This is a genomic window from Silanimonas lenta DSM 16282 (assembly GCF_000429065.1).
GTDB lineage: Bacteria > Pseudomonadota > Gammaproteobacteria > Xanthomonadales > Xanthomonadaceae > Silanimonas > Silanimonas lenta.
Genome location: NZ_AUBD01000005.1, coordinates 267,759 through 287,771, shown reverse-complemented (window position 1 = coordinate 287,771; position 20,013 = coordinate 267,759). Strand labels below are relative to the sequence as shown.

General features: G+C 70.6%; 20 protein-coding genes. 4 read left to right on the top strand and 16 right to left on the bottom strand.

All coding sequences use genetic code 11. The features are described from left to right. Window positions 1–2: 2 nt before the first annotated feature. Genes G408_RS0103930 through G408_RS13065 form a run of 5 tightly spaced genes read right to left on the bottom strand, consistent with a single transcriptional unit; the run spans window position 3 to window position 3,750 of the window. Window positions 3–1,004 (bottom strand): efflux RND transporter periplasmic adaptor subunit, encoded by a 1,002-nt coding sequence (locus tag G408_RS0103930; protein WP_028770030.1) that lies wholly within the window; start codon window positions 1,002–1,004, stop codon window positions 3–5. Beyond that, complete coding sequence (locus tag G408_RS0103925; RefSeq protein WP_028770029.1) at window positions 1,001–2,272, bottom strand: TolC family protein; 1,272 nt, start codon at window positions 2,270–2,272, stop codon at window positions 1,001–1,003. Before G408_RS0103925 ends, G408_RS0103930 begins: the two co-directional genes overlap by 4 nt. Before the next feature lie 58 nt (window positions 2,273–2,330). Further along, window positions 2,331–2,711 (bottom strand): hypothetical protein, encoded by a 381-nt coding sequence (locus tag G408_RS0103920; protein WP_028770028.1) that lies wholly within the window; start codon window positions 2,709–2,711, stop codon window positions 2,331–2,333. Window positions 2,712–2,728: 17 nt separating this feature from the next. Further along, the gene (locus G408_RS0103915; protein WP_028770027.1) at window positions 2,729–3,067 is read right to left on the bottom strand and encodes a DUF3703 domain-containing protein; all 339 of its coding nucleotides are present in this window, start codon (window positions 3,065–3,067) and stop codon (window positions 2,729–2,731) included. Next, window positions 3,064–3,750 carry a cation efflux transmembrane domain-containing protein gene (locus tag G408_RS13065; RefSeq protein ID WP_051282587.1) on the bottom strand — a complete coding sequence of 229 codons (687 nt, stop codon included), beginning with the start codon at window positions 3,748–3,750 and terminating at the stop codon, window positions 3,064–3,066. The genes G408_RS0103915 and G408_RS13065 overlap by 4 nt, the downstream gene beginning before the upstream one ends. Window positions 3,751–3,808: 58 nt before the next feature. Between G408_RS13065 and G408_RS13060 the strand changes: the two genes are divergently transcribed. Continuing rightward, window positions 3,809–4,243, top strand: a complete 435-nt coding sequence (locus tag G408_RS13060) for a MerR family transcriptional regulator (RefSeq protein WP_051282606.1) — start codon at window positions 3,809–3,811, stop codon at window positions 4,241–4,243. A gap of 53 nt (window positions 4,244–4,296) precedes the next feature. Here G408_RS13060 and G408_RS0103900 read toward each other — a convergent pair whose 3' ends face one another. The 8 genes from G408_RS0103900 to G408_RS0103865 form a co-directional block, all read right to left on the bottom strand. After that, complete coding sequence (locus G408_RS0103900; protein WP_028770026.1) at window positions 4,297–5,475, bottom strand: ABC transporter permease; 1,179 nt, start codon at window positions 5,473–5,475, stop codon at window positions 4,297–4,299. After that, complete coding sequence (locus G408_RS13055) at window positions 5,472–6,734, bottom strand: ABC transporter permease (RefSeq protein ID WP_051282586.1); 1,263 nt, start codon at window positions 6,732–6,734, stop codon at window positions 5,472–5,474. The genes G408_RS0103900 and G408_RS13055 overlap by 4 nt, the downstream gene beginning before the upstream one ends. A gap of 13 nt (window positions 6,735–6,747) precedes the next feature. Then, the gene (locus G408_RS0103890) at window positions 6,748–7,458 is read right to left on the bottom strand and encodes an ABC transporter ATP-binding protein (RefSeq protein WP_028770025.1); all 711 of its coding nucleotides are present in this window, start codon (window positions 7,456–7,458) and stop codon (window positions 6,748–6,750) included. A gap of 12 nt (window positions 7,459–7,470) precedes the next feature. Beyond that, on the bottom strand, window positions 7,471–8,703 hold the full coding sequence (locus G408_RS0103885; protein WP_028770024.1) for an efflux RND transporter periplasmic adaptor subunit: 1,233 nt from the start codon (window positions 8,701–8,703) through the stop codon (window positions 7,471–7,473). Between the two features lie 502 nt (window positions 8,704–9,205). Further along, on the bottom strand, window positions 9,206–10,039 hold the full coding sequence (locus G408_RS13050) for an HDOD domain-containing protein (protein WP_051282585.1): 834 nt from the start codon (window positions 10,037–10,039) through the stop codon (window positions 9,206–9,208). A 34-nt stretch (window positions 10,040–10,073) separates the two neighbouring features. Beyond that, on the bottom strand, window positions 10,074–11,456 hold the full coding sequence (locus G408_RS0103875; protein WP_028770023.1) for a leucyl aminopeptidase family protein: 1,383 nt from the start codon (window positions 11,454–11,456) through the stop codon (window positions 10,074–10,076). A 91-nt stretch (window positions 11,457–11,547) separates the two neighbouring features. Beyond that, on the bottom strand, window positions 11,548–12,261 hold the full coding sequence (locus tag G408_RS0103870; RefSeq protein WP_028770022.1) for an HAD family hydrolase: 714 nt from the start codon (window positions 12,259–12,261) through the stop codon (window positions 11,548–11,550). 37 nt (window positions 12,262–12,298) lie between these two features. Further along, on the bottom strand, window positions 12,299–13,759 hold the full coding sequence (locus G408_RS0103865) for a Do family serine endopeptidase (RefSeq protein WP_028770021.1): 1,461 nt from the start codon (window positions 13,757–13,759) through the stop codon (window positions 12,299–12,301). A 443-nt stretch (window positions 13,760–14,202) separates the two neighbouring features. Between G408_RS0103865 and G408_RS0103860 the strand changes: the two genes are divergently transcribed. The 3 genes from G408_RS0103860 (at window position 14,203) to G408_RS0103850 (ending at window position 17,886) form a co-directional block, all read left to right on the top strand. Beyond that, the gene (locus G408_RS0103860) at window positions 14,203–16,353 is read left to right on the top strand and encodes an adenosylcobalamin-dependent ribonucleoside-diphosphate reductase (RefSeq protein WP_028770020.1); all 2,151 of its coding nucleotides are present in this window, start codon (window positions 14,203–14,205) and stop codon (window positions 16,351–16,353) included. A 132-nt stretch (window positions 16,354–16,485) separates the two neighbouring features. Next, window positions 16,486–17,031: a hypothetical protein gene (locus G408_RS13045; protein WP_051282584.1), complete on the top strand. Its 546-nt coding sequence runs from the start codon at window positions 16,486–16,488 to the stop codon at window positions 17,029–17,031. Window positions 17,032–17,148: 117 nt separating this feature from the next. Beyond that, window positions 17,149–17,886: a TSCPD domain-containing protein gene (locus G408_RS0103850; protein WP_028770019.1), complete on the top strand. Its 738-nt coding sequence runs from the start codon at window positions 17,149–17,151 to the stop codon at window positions 17,884–17,886. A gap of 21 nt (window positions 17,887–17,907) precedes the next feature. Here G408_RS0103850 and G408_RS0103845 read toward each other — a convergent pair whose 3' ends face one another. From G408_RS0103845 to G408_RS13040, 3 genes are all read right to left on the bottom strand, one after another. Further along, window positions 17,908–18,297 (bottom strand): Hsp20/alpha crystallin family protein, encoded by a 390-nt coding sequence (locus tag G408_RS0103845; protein ID WP_028770018.1) that lies wholly within the window; start codon window positions 18,295–18,297, stop codon window positions 17,908–17,910. A gap of 17 nt (window positions 18,298–18,314) precedes the next feature. Further along, the gene (locus G408_RS0103840; protein ID WP_028770017.1) at window positions 18,315–18,752 is read right to left on the bottom strand and encodes an Hsp20/alpha crystallin family protein; all 438 of its coding nucleotides are present in this window, start codon (window positions 18,750–18,752) and stop codon (window positions 18,315–18,317) included. 82 nt (window positions 18,753–18,834) lie between these two features. Beyond that, window positions 18,835–19,974, bottom strand: a complete 1,140-nt coding sequence (locus G408_RS13040) for a TraB/GumN family protein (RefSeq protein WP_051282583.1) — start codon at window positions 19,972–19,974, stop codon at window positions 18,835–18,837. Between the last annotated feature and the right edge of the window lie 39 nt (window positions 19,975–20,013).

Here is a 20,013-nt window from a genome sequence, read left to right as displayed (position 1 = left end):
CCTCAGTGCTCGTGCTCGGCGCCGGCCTTGGCGATGTCCGCCTTGACCAGGAAGCTCTGCTCGACGACGACGTCGTCGCCAAGTTCCACGCCGTCCTTGATCTCCACAAAGTCGGCATCGCGTACGCCGAGCGTCACCGGTGTCGCGGTATAGGTGTCCCCTTTGCGGACGAAAACCACCTCACGACCTTCCATCCGCTGCAGCGCGCCCAAGGGCACACGGAGCGCGGCCTCGGTGGTGCCGATGCTCACGTCGGCCTGAACCGCCATGCCGGGGCGCCACAGCCCGTCGGCATTGTCCAGCACGGCGCGGGCGGTCAGGCTCTGGCTGTCGACATCGGTCGCGGGCAGAACTTGGCCGATCGCCGCAGTGGCCGTCGTGCCGTCGGCGATGCGCTCGACGCGGACCTCGGCGCCGACACGCACCCGCTGGGCATCGCGTCCGAACACATGCAGGTCGACCCAGACCTTCGACAAGTCCGCCACCTCGAAGAGTGGGGCCTCACCTGCGAGACTGCCGGCCTCGGCGTCGCGGCGCATCACGACACCGCCAATCGGCGTAGTGAGGCTGTAGGTCGACAGGCTGGCGTTGCTTTCCACGGTCGCCAGTCGCTGCCCTGCACGCACCGAGTCGCCCACCTGTACGGCGACCTCGCGGATTGCGCCGGGGAAGCGGGCTGACACGCGAGCCATGGCGCCTTGACGCACTTCGATCACGCCGGGGAGTCGGAGGGTCTGTTGGATGACGCCCGGACCGACCGGGGCCACAACGATCCCGGAGCGCTCCGCCGTTTCGGCGGGGATGGTCGTGGCGTCCGCCTCGGGTTCGTCGTGCCCGTGACCATCGTCGTCGCCATGCCCATCGCCGTGGTCGTGGTCGGCGGACTCGGCAGGTTCATCGTGCGCATGGCCATCGCCTTCCGCGTGCGCGGACTCATCGCAGGCGGTGAGGACGAAGGCCAATGCCACGACCAGCATCAGGATCGGAAAACGGAAGCGATTCATTCGTTGGCTCCTTTGCGAGCGTCGCTTGCCGACCAGCTCTCGGCGGTCAGGCGCTGCAGTTCAATCAGGGCGCGATGCGCGGCCACGCGGGCCTCCAGAAGCGCAAGGCGTGAGGCGGTGATCTCGGTTTGCACGGCGGCCCACTCGAGGTAGCTCAACGCACCGGCGCGGTAGGCCCGCTCCGACTGTGCGGCGGCACGCTCAAGTCGCGGCAGGACGTCGGTGTGCAGGCGCTCGGCCTGCAGTGCAGCGGTGCTCACCTGTGACCAGGCGGCGACCGCCACGGCTTCAAGCTGCAGCTCGGCGGACTCGCGCTGCATCGCCAAGGCGTCGCGCTCGGCTCGTGCCGCGGCGATGGCGGGTTCGGCACGTTGGCGACCACCCAGCGGCAGGCTGAAGCCCGCCACGAGGCCCACATCCCGGCCGTCCTGCAGGCGCCGGACACCCGCGCTCCACCGCAGGTCCGGGCGGGCCTCTGTTTCGGCGAGGATGATCCGCGCCTCTCGGATGCGCGCTTCATCGGCGAAGGCCATCAGTTCGGGCGCGTCGGCAATTCGCTTGGTGAGCGTCTCCAAGTCCGGCAGTTCGGGCAAGGACGCGGGCACCGAAGCGACCTTCGGAACGACGTCGCTGGTGGGTTCGCCCCAAAGCAGGGTCAGGCGGCGCCAAGCCGCGGCTTGCTGCGCGTCAAGGGCAGCGAGACGCGCTTCGGCTTGCGCGACCTCCGCCTCGGCGGCCAGCGCGGAAGCCTCCGGCGCAGCCCCCACCGTGAAGCGCTGTCGTGCTGCACGGGCGATACGCTGACGCTCGGCCAAGTCCTCTTCGAACAGCGGGCGTTGCGCCTGCAGAGCGACCAGATCGAGGTAGCGGCGCGTGGTTTCGGCAAGCAGGTCGAGCTGCGTGGCAGCGCGCTGCACGCCGAGTGCGTCAATGCGGGCCGCCGCCAGCGCACGGCGGGCCTCGCGCTTGCCGCCGCGCTCCAGCACACCGGCAAGGCTCAGCGTCAGCTCAGCGGATCGGGTGCCCAGGAGAGGACCCGAACCGAGCACGTTCTCGAGATCCACCTGGGCTTCGAGTGGCGGTCGAAGGGCTGCCGCTCGCGCCTCGGCCTCAAGGCCCTCGCGGCGGGGGACGAACAGACGAAGATCGGGATGGAACTGGGCGACGCGTTCGTGCGCGTCTTCCAGCGTGAAGGGCTGGGCGGCCGCGCCCGAGGCGACGGCCAGCAGCATCAGCCCGGCCGCGAACGCGGCCAGACGAAAAGACATGGGGAAACTCCGTTGATTCGTGGAATGGAACGCCGCGAAACGCGGCCGATTCGACGGGTCAGCGGATGGGCGGGCGGAACAGGCCTTGAAGCGCCGGGGTCGGCGCGAGGATCGACGCCACACTGGGAGGCAGCATCGGAGGTAGCGCGATCAGCTTCACGACGGGCGTCGGCAGCACGGCCATGACCACGCCGCAGTGGTGCCACGCATGCGCCAAATCATGCGAGAGGCTGGCCAGCCCGGGCGGATGCGGCGTGTCTTCATCACAGTCCGGGCGATCGGCGTCGGCGACCGCGGCGGACACCGCGAGGGCTTCGTCATGGACCGGCGGATGACCGGCCGCGATCGCACCCAACATCGACGCCACGAGCAGCAGCGCCGCCAGCGCCCAAATGAGGCTGGCGTGGAAGGCTCGTGCGCGAGGTCGGAGACGGGACATTGGTTCAGGGTAACGGATCAGCGCGACAACAGGTCGCGAAGGTCGGCCGGGATGGGCATTGGCTGGATGGCGCTGACGTTCGATCCCCCGGTGTTGCCCTCCGGCACCCAGATGCGACTGAACAGTGCTGCCGCCAGAATCCGCGTGGCCTGCCCGAGCAGCTCCCGCGGCTGACGTTGCCGCCAAGCCCAGCCCCACATCCGCAGGTGGCTGCGCACATGGGCGAGCGTGTGACGCTGCGAAAGGATGTGAGCGCGTTCAAGGTGATGGAAGGCCTCGGCGGCGCGGCCGCCGGCTTCCGCCTGACAGGCGAGCGCGTACTCGATCTCGATAGCTTGGTTGAGGCGTGGACTCATGGTTTCTGCTCGGCGTGTCCGATGGCAGCCGTGTGCCCATGCCCATCTTCCATGGGGGTGGGGATGCCGGTGGTCCACTCCCGCCACGCGGCGCGCAGGACGGTGAAGGAGGTCTGCAGGAACAGTGTGGCCACCAGCAGGCCGACCGCGAGATCAGGCCAGCGGGTTCCCGTCCATGCAACCAAGCCAGCGGCCGCCAGCACACCGACGTTGTTCGCCAGGTCGTTGCGTGAGCACAGCCAGACGGAGCGGAGGTTCAGGTCCTCGTTGCGGAAGCGCGTCAATAGGGCGAAGGCCGTCACGTTGACGGTGAGCGCGATCAGCGACATCACCGTCATCAGTCCGGCATCCGGCACCTCGCCGGCGATGGCCCGTCGCACGACTTCAACGATCACGAACAGCCCGAACGCCCCCTGCAACGCACCCTTCAGCAGCGATGCACCCGCCCGCTGTCGGACCGAACCGGCCATCACGATAAGCGTGAGCAGGTAGATGCCCGCATCGCCCAGCGCGTCGAGCGAGTCGGCCATCAGTGCGCTGCTGTGCGCCCAGAGGCCGACGCTGAACTCGGTCACGAACAGCGCGGCATTCAAGGCCATCACCACCCAAAGAACGCGTCGGAGGCCCCGGTCACTCGAGGTCGCGCAGGCGGTCGCGGTTTCTTGGCAGGAGCAGTCGGTCATGGTCTTGTCCTCCGAATGGGCGTACCGTAAACCCCGGAGTCGCTACAGGGTCAAGCCCATGAAGATCGGCGAGCTGGCTGCGGCCACGGACTGCCATTTCGAGACCATCCGCTACTACGAAAAGGTCGGTTTGCTCCCGAAACCGGAGCGAACGGCGTCGGGGTACCGGGCGTACCGGAAGGGCGACATCGCCCGCGTCCGCTTCATCACCCGTGGCCGCGCTCTGGGCTTCAGCCTCGACGAGATCCGCAGCCTTCTGCATCTGTCGGAAAGCCCGGGTCTGGCCTGCGCCGAGGTCGACACCTTGGCGCGCCGCCACTTGGCCGAGGTGCGCGAGAAGCTCGCGCACCTTCAGCGGATGGAGGCCGAGCTGGTCGCCACGGTGGAACGGTGTCGTGGCGGCCAGCGCGCGACCTGTGCGGTGCTGGAAAGCTTGGCGCATGAAGGGCGAGTCTCAGAGGCTCCCTTCTCCATTCACTCGCCCCTCGCCTGAGAAAATCACATGCCTCTGGCCAGCACAACCCTTCTGAGGTCGGCCCGTTCCGCTCACTCCCGAAGCGCCGAGGTCACCGGGATGCGCGCGGCACGGATGGCGGGTGCCAGCCCGCCGATGAAGCCGATGGCGAGCGCCAATCCGAGGCCCTGGGCGACCAGCGTCGGCGTGACCGCGAACTGGAAGGCCACCTGGGTGAAGCCGCCGCCGAGGGTGGAGACGGCATAGCCGTTGAAGGCGAGGTAGGCCACGGCGGCGCCGAGCAGGCCGCCCGAGAGGCTCAGCAGCAGGGCCTCGGCCATCACCGAGGCCACCACCGGGGCGGCGCCGAAGCCCAGGGCGCGCAGGGTGCCGATTTCGCGGGTGCGGGCCGAGACCGCGGAGTACATGGTGTTGAGCGCGCCGAAGGTGGCGCCGAAGGCCATGATGAGGGCGACGATGCCGGCAAGGATGCCGATCGTGGCGGTGAGCTGGCCGCTCTGCCCCTCGTAGAAGGCGAGCTGGGTCTTGGCCTCGACATCGAGCTGCGGGTCGGCCTTGAGACGCGCGGCGAAGGCCTCCATGGCCTCCGGCCGGGTGAGCTGGACGAGGATCGAGGAGGCGCCGCTGCGCCGCCAGGCGCTCTGTACGGTGCCGATGTCGCTCCACAGCTCCGAGTCGTACTTGCCCCCGCTCTCGAAGTGGCCGACCACCCGCCAGGTGTTGCCGCGGAAGCGCAGGGTGCTGCCGACCTCGAGGCCGGCGAACTGCCGCGCCGCGCCGGCGCCGACGATCAGCTCCTGCACGCCGGGCCGGAACAGCCGGCCCCCGGTGATGCGGAAGCCTTCGCGCAGGCGCAGGCCCACCGGCTCGAGGCCGCGCAGGGTGACGTTGGCCCCGGTGCGCTGGCCGGGGCGCGGTACCTCGGTGATGACGATCAGCTCGCCGCTGGCGAGCGGCGTGCCGTCTGCGGCGCGGGCAACCGCCGGGTCCTGCTTGACCAGGGTGACGCTGGCCACCGAGAGGAAGCTGGCGAGCTCGCCGTTCGCCCCGCCGCGGGTGACCACCGCCTGGTCCACCCGGCCGCCGCTGCCGAGGGTCTGGGTCAGTCCGGCCGACATCGACATCAGGGCCACCAGCACCCCCACCACTCCGGCGATGCCGACCACGATCACCAGCGAGGGCCCGAGGCGCTCGGGGATCGAGCGCAGGTTCATGAGGGTGATCTCGCGGACCTGGGTCCAGGTGCTCATGCCCCGTCCTCCGCCGGGCGCAGCGGGCGGCCCATCAGCCAGCGCCAGCCGAGCACCGGCCACTCGATCGCCCGGCGCAGGGCGAGTTCCAGCGGTGAATCGCCGGCGCGGCCGGCCAGCGCATCGACGATCTTCAGGCGCCGCGCCGTGAGCGCAGGCGGCAGGCCCACGAGCAGGGTGAGCAGGAGCACGCTGGCCCCGGCCACCGCCCAGACGAAGGCATCGGCGGTGATCGGGAATTCCGGCGGCAGGAACTGCATCACGAGGCTGGCGAGCAGCATTCCCGCGAGGGCGCCGAACAGGCAGAGGGCGAAGCATTCGGCCAGCACCAGCCACATCACCTGGCGGTCTCGGAAGCCGAGGCATTTGAGCACCGCCAGTTCCGGGATGCGCTCGCGCACCGCCTGGCTCATCGCCACGCCGGTGAGGAAGAGGATGGAGAAGAACACCGCGCCGGTGATCAGGTTGACGATGAGGCCGATGTCGCCGAGCTGGCGGATGAAGCCGAGCTGGAATTCCTGCTCGCTCTGGGTCTTGGTCTCCTCGGCGGAGTTGGCGAACTTGGCGTCGATGGCGCTGGCGATGCGCTCGGCATTCGCCGGGTCGTCCACCTGCACCACGAAGACCCCGGCCAGGCCGCGCGCCGCCGGACTGCGGCCCTCGTCGAACTGGCCGTAGTTGAGGTACATGATCGTGGTGCGCTTCTGCCATTCCTCGTCGCGGCCATCGAAGATGCCCACCACCCGCCACTCCCAGAGCCGTGAGCCGTCGGCACGGGTCCAGATGAAGCTGTTGAGCGGCACGATGTCGCCCAGCTTCCAGCCGTTCTGCTCGGCGAGCAGGCGGCCGACGATGGCCCCGTCTTGGGTGGAGACGAAGGCGCGCCACTGGTCTTCCGGCATCACCCACTCGGGATAGGTCTGGCGCAGGCGCTGCGGATTCACCGCGAACTGCGGGAAGAAGCTGCGGCCATCGCCGTACTGGCCGCCAAAGAACTGCGAATGCCCCACCGCGGTGACGCCGGGCACCGCCTCGATCTGCGGCAGCAAGCGCATCGGCAGCGGCTGGGTGAAGCTGGTGCTGGCCTGGGTGATGAGGCGGTTGGCGCCGAGGAAGTCGGCGGCGCCGGAGAACAGCGAGTTCACCGCCTGCAGCAGCCCGAGCAGGGTGAAGGCGGCCACCAGCGAGAGGAAGGTGAGCGTGGTGCGCAGCTTCTTCCGGGTGAGCCCGGAGAGCACCAGGCCGAGGTACTTCAGCATGGCCGGCCCGCGCTTAGTGCGCGGCCTCCTGTACCAGCGTGCCCTTGTCGAGGTGCACGGTGCGGCGGGCGTACTCGGCGGCCTTGGGGTCGTGGGTGACCATGATGATGGTCTTGCCGAAGTCGGCGTTCAGGCGCTGCAGCAGGCGCAGCACCTCGTCGGCGGTCTTGCGGTCGAGGTCGCCGGTGGGTTCGTCGCAGATCAGCAGCCTAGGATCGCTCACCAGCGCGCGGGCGATCGCCACGCGCTGCTGCTGGCCGCCGGAGAGCTCGTTCGGCTTGTGGCCGGCGCGTTCGCCAAGGCCCACCAGCTCCAGGGCGAGGCGGGCGCGGCGGGCACGCTCGCGGGCGCCGAAGTCGGTGAGCAGCAGGGGCAGCTCGACGTTCTTCTGCGCTGTCAGCACCGGCATCAGGTTGTAGCTCTGGAAGATGAAGCCCACGGTCTCGGCGCGCCAGCGCGCCAGTTCGTCGGCGCCGTAGTCGTCGATGCGCTGGCCGCCCACCTTGAGCAGGCCCGAGCTCGGCGAGTCGATGCCGCCGATCAGGTTGAGCAGGGTGGTCTTGCCCGAGCCCGAGGGGCCCATCAGCGCGACGAAATCGCCTTCCGGGATGTCGAGGTCGATGCCGTGCAGCACCTCCACCCGCTGCCGGCCGCGCACATAGGTCTTGGTGAGATTGCGGATCTCGACCAGCGGCGCCGGCGAGGGAGCGGCATTCGCGGCCATGTCCGGTCTCCTTCAGCGGCGCGGGCTGCGCGGCACCGCGCGCTCGCCGTCGCGCAGGCCGGGCGGGGGCGCCACCACCACGGTCTCGCCGCCCACGAGGCCAGCCGTGACCTGGCGCTCGGCATTGGCCTCGGCGCCCAGCACCACCTCGACGCGGCGCACCCGGCCCTCCTCCAGCACGAAGACCGCGGGCCTGGCCCCGTCCTCGCCGCTGGCGCGGACGATGGCCGCCTCCGGCACCAGGGCGCCGCTGGGCGGCGGCGCTTCCGGGTCCACGGGGGCGAGGAAGCTCACCCGCACGCCCATGTCCGGCACGATGCGCGGGTCGCGGCTGTCCAGGGCGATGCGCACCTTCACCGTGGCCTTGGAGCGGTCGGCGGTGGGCACGATGGCGATCACGCTGCCGGGGATGGTCCAGTCCGGGTAGGCGTTGAGCACGGCGTTCACGCCCATCTTCGGCTGCACCCGGCCGATGTAGGCCTCGTTGACGTCGACGTTCACTTCCAGCGAGTCCATGTCGACCAGGGTGCCGATGCCGGTGCGGGTGAAGCCGCCGCCGGCCGAGAGCGGCGAGACCATCTCGCCGGGCTGCGCGGCCTTGGCCACGATCACGCCCGAGAAGGGGGCGCGGATCTCGGTGTTCTCGACCCCGATCAGGGCCAGCGCGCGCTGCTCGCGTGCCACTTCCACCGCCTTTTCCAGGCTGGCGAGGCGGGCGGCACGGGCATCGCGGTCGGCCCTGGCCTGGTCGTAGGCGGCCTGCGATACCAGACGGCGGCCCAGCAGCTCCTGCTGCCGCGCCAGCGTGGTCTCGGCCAGCGCGAGCTGGGTGCGCGCTTCGGCCAGCTGCGACTCGCTGGAGGCGAGCTGGGCCGTGGCCAGTTCGAGCTGGGCGCGGGCATCGGTGGGGTCGAGGCGGGCGAGCAGCTGGCCTTCCTCCACCTTCATGCCCTCCTCGATCAGCACCTCGGCCACCCGGCCGGTGACCTTCGAGGACACCGTGGCGATGCGCCGCGCGGTGACGAAGCCCGAGGCATCGAGCAGGGTGGGCGGCCCGGCCTCGGCCGCCGGCCGGGCCAGCGCGGTATCGACCACCACCGGGCGGGTGGCGCGCCAGGCGAGGACGGCAAGAACGAGGGCGGCAAGGACCGCCAGCGCCACCCACTTGCGGTGCGAGGCGGGCCTGCGGGCCTCGGGGCGGCGGTCGATGCGGAGGTCGCGCAGCAGGTCTTCCGGACGGCTCATGGGAACTCCAGGCGAGGGCGCGCGCAGTCTGCGGCGCCGGGGCGTGAAGGCACTGTGCCAGAGGGCGCGGAGGCGGGGCACTGACGAAAGTCAGCGCGTGGATTCCCGGTGACGTTCGCCTTGGCGCCGCACCCCGGGATGGCCAGGGCGAGCCTGCCTGCCGCGTGCGGCCCTTCTCTGGGGCGCCTGCCTCGTGCGGACGGCGGTCGCGGCGCTGAGGGTTCCTCGCGATGGGGTCAGGAAACGCATGGCTTCGCCGCAGCCATGCCGGAGCGCCGCGCCCGCGGGGAGTGCGCCCCCGTGAGCGAGGCAGGACGCCGAGCGTCCGCGAATACGGCGCTGGACGCAGAGTCTGAGCGGCACGGGGGCGCAATCACCGCGAAGGCAGGCGCTCCCCGATGAAATGCAGCGCGCGGCAGGCAGGCTTGCCATCCCCGTGGGCTGTGCGCACTCCCTGCCAAGGTTGGCGCCTCGGTGCAGCCCCCGGCCGGGGCCCGGGCCCTCAGTCGAGCAGGGCTTCCATGTCGCGGCCCAGCTCGGCCACCTCGTCCCAGTGCGCCTCGAGCGTTTCCTGCTCGAGCTCCAGCCACGAGGCCACCGGCGCGGCGGCGCTGGCGAACAGCCGCTCCACCGGCTGCTTGCCGATCACCAGCAGGTGGCAGGTGCGGGCGATGTTGACCAGCCCGGCGTACTCGTTCGGCACCTTGGCGGCCATCGGCGCGGCCTGGTTGACCACCGCCTCGCAGAGCACGTCGGGGAAATGCCAGTGGCGGGCCAGGGCGCCGCCGATCTCCACCGAGGTGTAGCCGAGGATCATCTGTTCGCTGTCGCCGCGCGGCGCGCCGGCGGCCACGGCGGCGTCCACCTCGCGCATGCGCTCGGCATCCAGGGTGTGCATCAGCAGGCTGCCCACGTCGTGCAGGAGCCCGGCGGTGAAGGCGGTCTCGGGATTGAGCTGGCGCAGCCGGCCGCGGCGCACCAGCCAGCGGCAGAGGCCGGCCACCATGAAGCTCTTGCGCCAGAAGGCCTTGAGGTCGAAGCCCTCGGGGGCGCGGAAGGCGGCGGTGATGCCGCTGGCGGTCACCAGGGTGCGCAGGGCGTCCACGCCCAGCAGCACCACGGCGTCGTTCACCGTGGCCACCTTGCGGGTGCCGCCGTAGAAGGAGGAGTTGGCCAGGCGCAGCACCTTGGCGGTGAGCGCCTGGTCGAGCTGGAGCTTGGCGGCGATGCGGCTGGCATCGACGTTGGGGTCGTCGAAGGCGGCGAGCAGCTCCTGCACGAGCCTGGGGATGGACGGGAGCTGGTGGGCCTGTTCGAGCAGCTGCTGCACGTGCATGCGGGGCTCCGTCATCCGTTTTCGCAGACCAAGCTTACGGGCCGAATCGCCGCTTCAGGAAGGCCCAGGCGGCGCGCAGGCCCTGGGCTTCGCCGCCGGCCGGTTTGCCGGGGCGGTCGGCGTCGTTCCAGCTGTAGACATCGACATGGGTCCAGGCCTGGCCCTCGGGCACGAAGCGCTCGAGGTAGAGCGCGGCGGTGATGCTGCCGGCCATGCGCGAGGCCCCGGCGTTGGCCAGATCGGCGATGTTCGACTTGAGATAGCTCAGGTAGGGCCGCCACAGCGGCAGGCGCCAGAGCGGGTCGCGTTCGGCGGCGCCGGCCGCGAGGTAGGCTTCGGCGAGGTCGTCGCGGTTGCAGTAGAGCGCCGGCAGGTCGGGACCGAGGGCGATGCGGGCGGCCCCGGTGAGGGTGGCGAAGTCCATCAGCAGGGCGGGCGACTGCTCGGCGGCATAGGCCAGTGCATCGCAGAGGATCACCCGGCCTTCGGCATCGGTGTTGTCGATCTCCACCGAGAGCCCGGCACGGGTGGCCACCACCTCGCCGGGGCGGTAGGCCTCGGGGCCGAGGGCGTTCTCCACCGCGGCCACCAGCAGCAGCAGGCGCACCGGCAGGCGGCGCTCCAGCACCAGGCGGGCCAGCGCGATGGCGTGGGCGGCGCCGCCCATGTCCTTTTTCATGTTGCGCATGCCCTCGGCGGGCTTCAGGTCGAGGCCGCCGGTGTCGAAGCACACGCCCTTGCCGACGATGGCGAGCAACGGCAGCGAGGCGTCGCCGTGCACCAGCTCGACGAGGCGCGGGGCGCGGTGGCTGGCCCGGCCCACGGCATGGATGGCAGGGAAGTTCTGCGCCAGCAGCTCGGCGCCGCGCACGCTGCGGAAGGCGGCGCCATGCGCCGTGGCCAGTGCTTCCACCGCGGCCTCGAGCTCGTCCGGGCCCATGTGCTCGGTGGGCGTGTTCACGAGGTCGCGCACCTCGAGCGAGGCGCGCAGCAGGGTTAGGGCTTCCGGCTGCGATGCGGCATCGAGGGCGAGGCGGGCCGTGGGCTTCACCGACTTGAGGTAGCGGCCGAAGCGGTAGGCGCCCAAGCCCCAGCCGAGCAGGGCGCGGCCCGGATCGATGGCCACCGGGCTTTCGGGGTCGAGATGGAAGTCGAGCGGCGGCAGCAGCGCGGGCAGGTGGCCGAGGCTCGTGGGGTCCTGCGGATCGGCGATGCCGGCCACCGCCCCGGCCGGGGCCCCGTCCTCCCCCGGCAGCAGGCAGGTGCTACCGGGTTCGCCACGGAAGCCCTGGCCGTCGAGCCAGGCACGCAGGCGTGGCGGCCGGGTCTCGCGCCAGGCCGGGTAGCGGCTGGCATCGACCAGACAGAGGGGCAGGGTGTCGGGGCGGGGCGGGGCCAATCCGTTGGGCAGGGTCATGGACGCGTGGATCCGGGGTCGGGGCCGGGCGTGGCCGGCAGGGGAACGGAGCAAGCATGCGCCAAGCCCTGGCGGCATGCCATGCGCGGCATCACAGCGCGGTGCGGGAAGGCGGGGGCACCGCGCACAGCCGCTCGGCCAGCCGGGCGAGGCAGGGCACCTCGAGGTCGGGCGGCGGCAGCTCGGCCGGCCAGGGGCTGCCCTGGCGGTTCACCCAGCAGGTACGCAGGCCGGCGCGGGCAGCGCCGGCGATGTCGAGCCAGGGATCGTCGCCCACGTGCAGCACCTCGTGCGGCTCGAAGCCCAGCCGGGCCGTGGTGTGCACGAAGATCGCCCGCTCCGGCTTGGCGATGCCCATGTCGCGGGCCGCCACGATCACCGAGAAGCGCGGGGCGATGCCGATCCGCGCGAGATCGGCATTGCCATTGGTGAGCGCCGCCAGCGGGTAGCGGGCGCCGAGGGCGTCGAGGGCCGGCAGGGCGTCGTCGAAGAAGGTGACGCGGTTGCGCTCGGCGTACAGGGCCTCGAAGGCCGGGCGGGCGTGGGCCGGGTCTTCGCCGCTGGCCTGCAGCGCCCGCTCGAGGCAGATCAGGCGCTGGGCGGTGAAGTCGTGGGCCAGCGCCGGGTATTCGCGCGCCACCTGCTCGCGCAGGGCGCGCATCGCCGGCACCGGGAAGGCGGCGGCAGTGCGCGGGCAGTGCGCCGCGAGATAGGCATGCAAGGCCGACTCGGCGCGTTCGATGACCGGCCAGATCGGCCAGAGGGTGTCGTCGAGGTCGAAGCTGAGGGCGCGGATGGCGTGCATCCGCGCATTCTCGCCGAAACCCCGCCGGCCCACGCCCTCAGCGCAGTTCGAGGTCGCCCTGCTGGGCGCCGCGCTGCACCCGCAGCACGAGCCGGCCCGGCGGCTGGGCCAGGGCGCTGCGCAGGGCGGCGAGATCGTCCACCCGGCGGCCGTTGACGCCATAGATGCGGTCGCCCGGGCGCAGGCCGTTCAGCGCCGCGCGCGAGCGCGGATCGACCTCGGCCACCGCCACGCCGAGCAGGCCGGCATTGCGGAAGCGTTCCGCCACCTCGCCGAGCAGGGCGCCCTCGAGGCGCGGATCGATGTCGGCGCCGGGCAGCTGCCGCGGCTGCTCGCGCAGGGTGGCGGAGAGCGAGAGCGTCTGTGCTCCGCGGCGCACTTCCAGGGTCACCGGCCGGTTCACCGGCAGCAGTCCCTCGGCATTGCGCAGGGCCTGGGCGCCGTCCACCCGCTGGCGGTTGATGGCGGTGACCACGTCGCCCGGGCGCAGGCCGGCGGCCTCGCCGGGCGCATTGCGGTAGACACGGGTGACGATGGCGCCGCGCAGCGTGGGCTCGAGCCCCAGCTCGCGGGCGAAGCGCGGAGTGAGGTCGGTGAGTTCCACCCCCAGCGAGCCGCGCTTCACCTCGCCATAGACCAGCAGCTGGCGCATCACCTCGCGGGCCAGGTTGGAGGGAATGGCGAAGCCGAGGCCGATGTTGCCGGCCGCCGAGCCGCGCGGATTGAAGCTGGCGGTGTTGATGCCCACCAGTTCGCCGCGCAGGTTGACCAGGGCGCCGCCGGAGTTGCCGGGGTTGATCGAGGCGTCGGTCTGGATGAAGTCCTGGAAGCCGAGGCCGGTAAGCCCGCTGCGGCCCACTGCCGAGACGATGCCGGAAGTGACGGTCTGGCCAAGGCCGAAGGGATTGCCCACCGCCACCACGAAATCGCCGACGCGCAGGCTCTGCGAATCGGCGAGCGGCAGGGCGCGCAGGTTGCCGGCGGGAATGCGGATCAGGGCCACGTCGGTGCCAGGATCGCTGCCGATGAACTCGGCCTCCAGGGTGCGGCCGTCCTGCAGCTGCACGCTCACCTCGGTGGCGTTCTCCACCACGTGGTGGTTGGTGAGCACGTAGCCGCGCTCGGCATCGACGATCACGCCCGAGCCGAGCGACTGGCTCTCGCGCCGCAGCGGCATGTCGGGCAGGCCGAAGAAGCGGCGGAAGAAGGGGTCGGCGGCCAGCGGGCTTTGCACCTCCACCACCTGCCGGGTGTAGATGTTCACCACCGCCGGGGTCACGTTCTCCAGCATCGGCGCCAGCGAGGGCAGGGCCGGCAGGGCGGCCACCGTGCGCGCCGGCTCGCCGCCGGCCGGCACCGGTGGCAGCGGGGCGGGGGCGGCAGGCTCGGCCGCCGCCCGGGCGGCGGGCACCGGCGTGGCATCGTCGGCCCCGCGGGCCACGAGGCCGCCGAGCAGGGCGGCGGCGAGCAGGCAGGCGAACAGCGGCAGGGGGCGCATGGGTCCTCGGGCTCCTCCGTGAATCGGTCTTGGCGGCCTTCCGCGAGATGCGGGCGGTCTTGGCCGCCACAAGGGTGGCGCGGTCTGCATGAATGCGCCCGCATCATGCCCGAGGGCTCTTCACAAATCATTGATTGCGAACGGCTTTTCTCCGCCTGCCGGCCCCGGGGGCGATGCGGTTCCCGGCGTTGACAGGGGCAGGGGCGGGGCGTACCGTTGCCTTCCGTTGCTCACAACATCTTGGGGTGAGCACGGGGAGGGGCCCCAAGATTTGGGGTCTGAACGCAGCTGATGACGCAGGCCGGACGGTTCGTCATGGGGCAGGGCGAGGCACAACGCGGTTCCGCCGGCGCTATCCGCGCCTTCCGGCGGCGCATTGCCATCCCTGCTCCGCCCGATCCCCGGTCGATGACGACGCCCCCGGGCGCAAGGAGAGACGAGGCATGAGTACGGTTCGCCTGGAGGCGGTCAAGACGGAAGGCCCGGTGGAAATCCCGATGCAGCCGGCCTCCTGGGACATCTGGGACAAGAAGTACCGCCTCAAGACCAAGAAGGGCGAACCGGTCGATGCCGACATCGACGCCACCTACCGGCGCGTGGCCAAGGCGCTGGCCGAGGCCGAGCCCACGCCCGAGAAGCAGAAGTACTGGTACGAGCGTTTCCTCTGGGCGCTGCGCCGCGGCGCCATCCCTGCCGGCCGCATCACCTCGAATGCCGGCGCGCTCGAGCACAAGCCGGCCACCTCGACCATCAACTGCACCGTCTCGGGCACCATCCCCGACTCGATGGACGGCATCCTCGAGAAAGTGCACGAGGCCGGCCTCACCCTGAAGGCCGGCTGCGGCATCGGCTACGAGTTCTCCACCCTGCGCCCGCGCGGCGCCTTCGTGGCCGGCGCCGGGGCCTACACCTCGGGCCCGCTGTCCTTCATGGACATCTACGACAAGATGTGCTTCACCGTCTCCTCGGCCGGCGGCCGGCGCGGCGCGCAGATGGGCACCTTCGAGATCAGCCACCCCGACGTGAAGGAGTTCATCCGCGCCAAGCGCGAGGATGGCCGCCTCCGCCAGTTCAACCTCTCGCTGCTGATCACCGACGAGTTCATGGACGCCGTGGCCCGCGACGCCGAATGGCCGCTGGTGTTCCCGGTGAGCGAGAAGGAGGCCGGTGACCTCGACTTCTCCGATCCGAAGCAGGTGGTGTGGCGCGAGTGGCCGGCCACGGCGGGCTACGTGACCCGCGACGATGGCCTCGTGGCGTGCAAGGTCTACAGCCACGTCCGCGCCCGCGGGCTGTGGGACATGATCATGACCTCCACCTACGACTTCGCCGAGCCGGGCTTCATCCTCATCGACCGCGTCAACGAGATGAACAACAACTGGTGGTGCGAGTCGATCCGCGCCACCAACCCCTGCGGCGAGCAGCCGCTGCCGCCCTATGGCGCCTGCCTGCTGGGCTCGGTGAACCTCACCAAGTTCGTGCGCGATCCCTTCACCGAGAAGGCGCGCTTCGACTGGGAGGAGTACAAGGAGGTGGTGCGCGTCTTCACCCGCATGCTCGACAACGTGGTCGAGGTGAACGGCCTGCCGCTCGAGCAGCAGCGTCAGGAGATCATGCGCAAGCGCCGCCATGGCATGGGCTTCCTCGGCCTTGGCTCCGCGATGACCATGCTGCGGATGAAGTACGGCTCGCCCGAGAGCTGCGCCTTCACCGAGGCCGTGGCCCGCGAGATGGCGCTGGCCGGCTGGGAGGTGGCGCTCTCGCTGTCCGAGGAGAAGGGGCCGGCCCCGATCATGGACGAGGACTTCACCGTCACCGCGGCGATGCTGAGGAAGCGCCCGGAGATGGCGCAGGACGGCTGGAAGGTGGGCGATACCATCAAGGGCCGGGTGCTGCACGCGAAATACAGCCGCTACATGCAGCGCATCGCCTCGGTGGCGCCGGAGCTGGTGCAGAAGCTCGCCGAGGTCGGCGCGCGCTTCACCCACCACAGCTCGATCGCACCCACCGGCACCATCTCGCTCTCGCTGGCCAACAACGCCAGCAATGGCATCGAGCCTTCGTTTGCCCACCACTACTCGCGCAACGTGATCCGCGAGGGCAGGAAGACCAAGGAGAAGGTGGATGTCTACAGCTTCGAGCTGCTGGCCTACCGCGAGCTGGTGAACCCGAAGGCCATGCCCTACAGCGAGGATCCCGAGGCCCGGCTGCCCGACTACTTCGTGGCCGCCGACGACATCACGCCGAAGGAACACGTCGACATCCAGGCCGCCGCGCAGCTCTGGGTCGATTCCTCGATCTCGAAGACGGCGAACGTCCCCACCGACTTCCCCTACGAGGATTTCAAGGACATCTACCGTTACGCCCACGAGAAGGGCCTCAAAGGCTGCACTACCTTCCGCTTCAACCCGGCGGCCTTCCAGGGCGTGCTGGTGAAGGAGAAGGACCTCGAGAACACCGTCTACCGCTTCGAGCTGGAGGACGGCACGGTGGTGGAGGCCCGGGGCAACGAGCAGATCGAGTACGACGGCGAACTGCACACCGCGGCCAACCTGTTCGACGCATTGAAAGAGGGGTATTACGGCAAGTTCTGACCGGGGCCGCGGCAGCCCGCCGCGGCCCGGACATCGAGGCCCGTCCGACCTGCCCCGGCGAGGCGGGCCCGACCGGAAAGCGTGCCCCGGCCCCGACGCACGCGTGAGCGCAGCACCCTACGGGAGTGTTCCATGAGCAATGGCAACGGTGTGACCACCACCCTTGCGCAGGCCGTCGAGGCGGTCGGCGAGAAGGCCAGCGAGGTCGTCGAGCAGGTGAAGGCGAAGGCGGCGCCGGTGGTGGAGAAGGCCAGGGCCGAGGTGGCCAGGGTGGAGAAGGCCGCCAAGGCCGAAGTGGCCAAGGTGAAGAAGGCCGCCAAGGCGAAGCTGAAGCAGGCGCGTGCCTCGAAGGCGGGCAAGGCCGTCACCAAGGTGGCGGGCGATGCCCGCAAGAAGGTGGCGGCGGCCAAGCGCGAGCTCGACGCCGCGGCGAAGAAGGTCAAGGCCAGCCTCGGCAAGAAGAAGGCAGCGGCGAAGAAAGCGGCGCCGAAGAAGGCCGCGGCAAAGAAGGTTGCGGCAAAGAAGGCGGCACCGAAGAAGGCTGTGGCGAAGAAGGCCACGCCGAAGACGGCGGCCAAGGCTGCCGCAAAGAAAGTGGCACCGAAGAAGGCCGCCGCGAAGAAGGCGGCACCAAAGAAGACGGCGAAGAAAGCCGCGAAGAAGACCGCCCGCCGCTGAGGCCGGGCGGCCCGTTCCCGCCCCGCCTCACGGCGGGGTGGGGCGGGGCTTTCCCGTCGATCCCGATTTCCCTGCAACACCCCACGCAATACCCGTCCCGCGCGCAGGAGCGCCCGCATGGCCATCAAGATCACCAAGAAAATCAAGGCGTACAGCGTCGCTACTCCGGAGGACGCCGCCAAGGCCGCCAGCCCCGTTCCCGCCGCCACGCCGGCCCCGGCGCCCAGCGCCGAGATCATCCAGATGCACGAGAAGCTCGAGCGCCCGGAGGTCCTGGTCGGCGCCACCTACAAGATCAAATCGCCGCTGTTCGAGCACGCGCTCTACGTCACCATCAATGACATCGTGCTGAACCCGGGCACCGAGCACGAGTTGCGCCGCCCCTTCGAGCTGTTCATCAACTCGAAGAACATGGAGCACTTCCAGTGGATCGTCGCCATCACCCGCATCGTCTCGGCGGTGTTCCGCAAGGGCGGTGACGTGACCTTCCTCGCCGAGGAGATGAAGGCCGTGTTCGATCCGCGCGGCGGCTATTTCAAGGCCGGCGGCGTGTACATGCCCTCGATCATCGCCGAGATCGGCAGCGTGATCGAGGAGCACATGAAGTCGATCGGCCTGATCAAGGACCCGGCGATCAGCGACGAGCAGCGCGCCCTGATCGCCGAGAAGCGCGCAGTCTACGAGCAGGGCCTGAGGAAGGGCGAAGGAGCGGCCGGCAGCGACATCGCCGTGACCGGCGAGGGCACCAGCTTCCCGCCCTCGGCCACCCTCTGCGCCAAGTGCAATACCAAGGCCCTGGTGCTGATGGACGGCTGCCAGACCTGCCTGAACTGCGGCTATTCGAAGTGCGGCTAAGGGCCCCGGGCGGGGGGCGTTTCAGCCCACCCGCACGGCGATCCGCCGCGGCTGGGCGTGGCGCGCCTTGGGAATGCGGATCGTCAGCACGCCCTGCTGCAGATCGGCGCTGATGCCCTCCGGGTCGAGTTCCTTGCTGAGGGTGAACACCCGGCGGTAGCGCGGCACGGAGACCTCTCCGTGCACGGATTCCATGTCGTCCGGTGCCGGGATGGCCATTTCGGCGTCGATGGCGAGCTGGTCGCCCTCGACGCGCAGCTCGAGCCGGTCTTTCGGCACTCCCGGCAGGTCGGCCACCAGGGTGATGCCGGTGCCGTCCTCGCGGATGTCGACGCGGGGGCGCAGCGCGGGCGCCTCGCGGGCTTCGGCGGGGCTGTCCTGCGGGGACGTGGAATGGGTCACGGCGTTCATGGCGGTCTCCTCCGGGCTCATTGCACATCGATACGGCGCGGCAGGGCGGTGGCGCGGCGCTGCACGCTCACGTGCAGTACGCCGTCGCGGTAGTCGGCCGTGACCGCGTCGGGGTCGATGTCGTCGGGCAGGTTCACCACCCGGCGGAAGCGGCCGGCGAAGCGTTCCTGCACGTGGGTGGTGCTGCCCTCGGTGGGCGGCTCGGCGGGCTTGCGCTCGCCCGAGAGGGTGAGCACCGTGCGGTCGAGCGTGAGTTCCAGCGTGGCCGGATCGATGCCCGGGGCGAAGGCATAGACCTCGACCGAGCGCGGCGTGCTGCCGATGTTCAGCGCCGGGAAGCCGCCGCGGGCGCTGCCGCGGATGCTCGGGCTGAGCCCGAACAGGTCCTGTACGTCGCGCTGCAGGCGGTCCAGCTCGGCGAAGACATCGCGTGGGAACAGGTTGCGGTGGAGCATCGTCCTCTCCTCCCTCGTTGGCGGTGGGCCGGAAGGACGGGCATCGGGGCCCGGCCCTTCCGCGAGGCGAGGGATAGGGGCGTCACTCCGCCGATTCAAGGGGCGGCGCGGGCCCGTCCGTGGGGCTGGCCGTCGCGTCCGTGCCGGGTTCGATGATCTCGTAGCCGCGGGCGCGCAGCGCGGCGAGCAGGCCGTCGTCATTGGTGAGCAGCTGGAAATCGGCCACGGCCACGGTGGTGGCATGCCGGGCGAGACTCTCCTCGGCCACCCGTACCCACTCCTCCACGCTGCGCCGCGGCAGCTCGGCGAAGCCGCGCTTCTTCAGGCTTTCGCTGCCGAGCAGGGCGAGGGCGCAGGCGCGCAGTTCGCTCTCGAAGGGCAGTTCACGCAGGGCGGCAAGGTCGCCCACCGCCCAGGCATTGGCACGCAGCACCATGTTGCGGGTGTCGTTCTCCAGCCGGGCCAGGGTGGCCTCGAGGCAGGCGATGTCGTCAAGGCCGCTGCGTTCGAACTCGCGCAGGGCCTCGCGCGGGTCTTCGAGCTTCAGCTGCACCGATACCGGCACGATCTCGCGCTGATGGCGCCTGGCCTGCCGTTCGACGCGCTTCCAGACGATGTTGTCGCGGCGCAGGTCGAGCTCGCGGTAGGCCGCCTCGGTGAGCTCGTAGGCGGCGATGAAGGGGCGGCGCCGCTCGATGCTGCGGTCGCGGCCGAGATACTTCGCCTTCTGTACTTCCCAGCGGGCATAGAGCTCGGGGGGCAGGATCTCGGCGAGGCGACGGTCCTCCGGATTGTTGCGGGCGCGCAGGGCGCTGGGCACCAGGCGCAGCCGGCCGAAGAAGCCGATCTCGGCGTCGATCTCGAAACGCGGCGGGGTGAGCACGCGGTCGGCGCGGGCCACCAGGGCGTCGAGTTCGCGTGGCTCCCAGTCGATGCGCTTGGGCAGCGGGCTCAAGGTGGCCACGATCCAGAGGGTGTTGCCATGGCGACGCACCTGCCAGAGGCCAGGGCCGGGCTGGATGCCGGTGACCACCACGGGCGCGAGCGTGGTAAGACCTCCGGCATCGGTGGTGGGGGCATCGGAGGCCGGGGCGGGAGCGGCGCCGGCCTCCGCCGGGGCGCCTGCGCTGGACGGGATGGCCGGTGGCAGCGCCGCCCAGGCGGCGGTGGTGGCGAGCAGCAGGCTCGGGAGCAGGAGACGGAGGCAACGGGATGCGGACATGGGGATCCGGAAGGGCCGGGGGAGGGCGCATCCTGCCTT

What these genes read in the sequence shown, in the direction of transcription:
- G408_RS0103930 (WP_028770030.1), bottom strand. Translation starts at nt 1,004, where the DNA reads ATGAATCGCTTCCGTTTTCCGATCCTGATGCTGGTCGTGGCATTGGCC.
- G408_RS0103925 (WP_028770029.1), bottom strand. Translation starts at nt 2,272, where the DNA reads ATGTCTTTTCGTCTGGCCGCGTTCGCGGCCGGGCTGATGCTGCTGGCC.
- G408_RS0103920 (WP_028770028.1), bottom strand. Translation starts at nt 2,711, where the DNA reads ATGTCCCGTCTCCGACCTCGCGCACGAGCCTTCCACGCCAGCCTCATT.
- G408_RS0103915 (WP_028770027.1), bottom strand. Translation starts at nt 3,067, where the DNA reads ATGAGTCCACGCCTCAACCAAGCTATCGAGATCGAGTACGCGCTCGCC.
- G408_RS13065 (WP_051282587.1), bottom strand. Translation starts at nt 3,750, where the DNA reads ATGACCGACTGCTCCTGCCAAGAAACCGCGACCGCCTGCGCGACCTCG.
- G408_RS13060 (WP_051282606.1), top strand. Translation starts at nt 3,809, where the DNA reads ATGAAGATCGGCGAGCTGGCTGCGGCCACGGACTGCCATTTCGAGACC.
- G408_RS0103900 (WP_028770026.1), bottom strand. Translation starts at nt 5,475, where the DNA reads ATGAGCACCTGGACCCAGGTCCGCGAGATCACCCTCATGAACCTGCGC.
- G408_RS13055 (WP_051282586.1), bottom strand. Translation starts at nt 6,734, where the DNA reads ATGCTGAAGTACCTCGGCCTGGTGCTCTCCGGGCTCACCCGGAAGAAG.
- G408_RS0103890 (WP_028770025.1), bottom strand. Translation starts at nt 7,458, where the DNA reads ATGGCCGCGAATGCCGCTCCCTCGCCGGCGCCGCTGGTCGAGATCCGC.
- G408_RS0103885 (WP_028770024.1), bottom strand. Translation starts at nt 8,703, where the DNA reads ATGAGCCGTCCGGAAGACCTGCTGCGCGACCTCCGCATCGACCGCCGC.
- G408_RS13050 (WP_051282585.1), bottom strand. Translation starts at nt 10,039, where the DNA reads ATGCACGTGCAGCAGCTGCTCGAACAGGCCCACCAGCTCCCGTCCATC.
- G408_RS0103875 (WP_028770023.1), bottom strand. Translation starts at nt 11,456, where the DNA reads ATGACCCTGCCCAACGGATTGGCCCCGCCCCGCCCCGACACCCTGCCC.
- G408_RS0103870 (WP_028770022.1), bottom strand. Translation starts at nt 12,261, where the DNA reads ATGCACGCCATCCGCGCCCTCAGCTTCGACCTCGACGACACCCTCTGG.
- G408_RS0103865 (WP_028770021.1), bottom strand. Translation starts at nt 13,759, where the DNA reads ATGCGCCCCCTGCCGCTGTTCGCCTGCCTGCTCGCCGCCGCCCTGCTC.
- G408_RS0103860 (WP_028770020.1), top strand. Translation starts at nt 14,203, where the DNA reads ATGAGTACGGTTCGCCTGGAGGCGGTCAAGACGGAAGGCCCGGTGGAA.
- G408_RS13045 (WP_051282584.1), top strand. Translation starts at nt 16,486, where the DNA reads ATGAGCAATGGCAACGGTGTGACCACCACCCTTGCGCAGGCCGTCGAG.
- G408_RS0103850 (WP_028770019.1), top strand. Translation starts at nt 17,149, where the DNA reads ATGGCCATCAAGATCACCAAGAAAATCAAGGCGTACAGCGTCGCTACT.
- G408_RS0103845 (WP_028770018.1), bottom strand. Translation starts at nt 18,297, where the DNA reads ATGAACGCCGTGACCCATTCCACGTCCCCGCAGGACAGCCCCGCCGAA.
- G408_RS0103840 (WP_028770017.1), bottom strand. Translation starts at nt 18,752, where the DNA reads ATGCTCCACCGCAACCTGTTCCCACGCGATGTCTTCGCCGAGCTGGAC.
- G408_RS13040 (WP_051282583.1), bottom strand. Translation starts at nt 19,974, where the DNA reads ATGTCCGCATCCCGTTGCCTCCGTCTCCTGCTCCCGAGCCTGCTGCTC.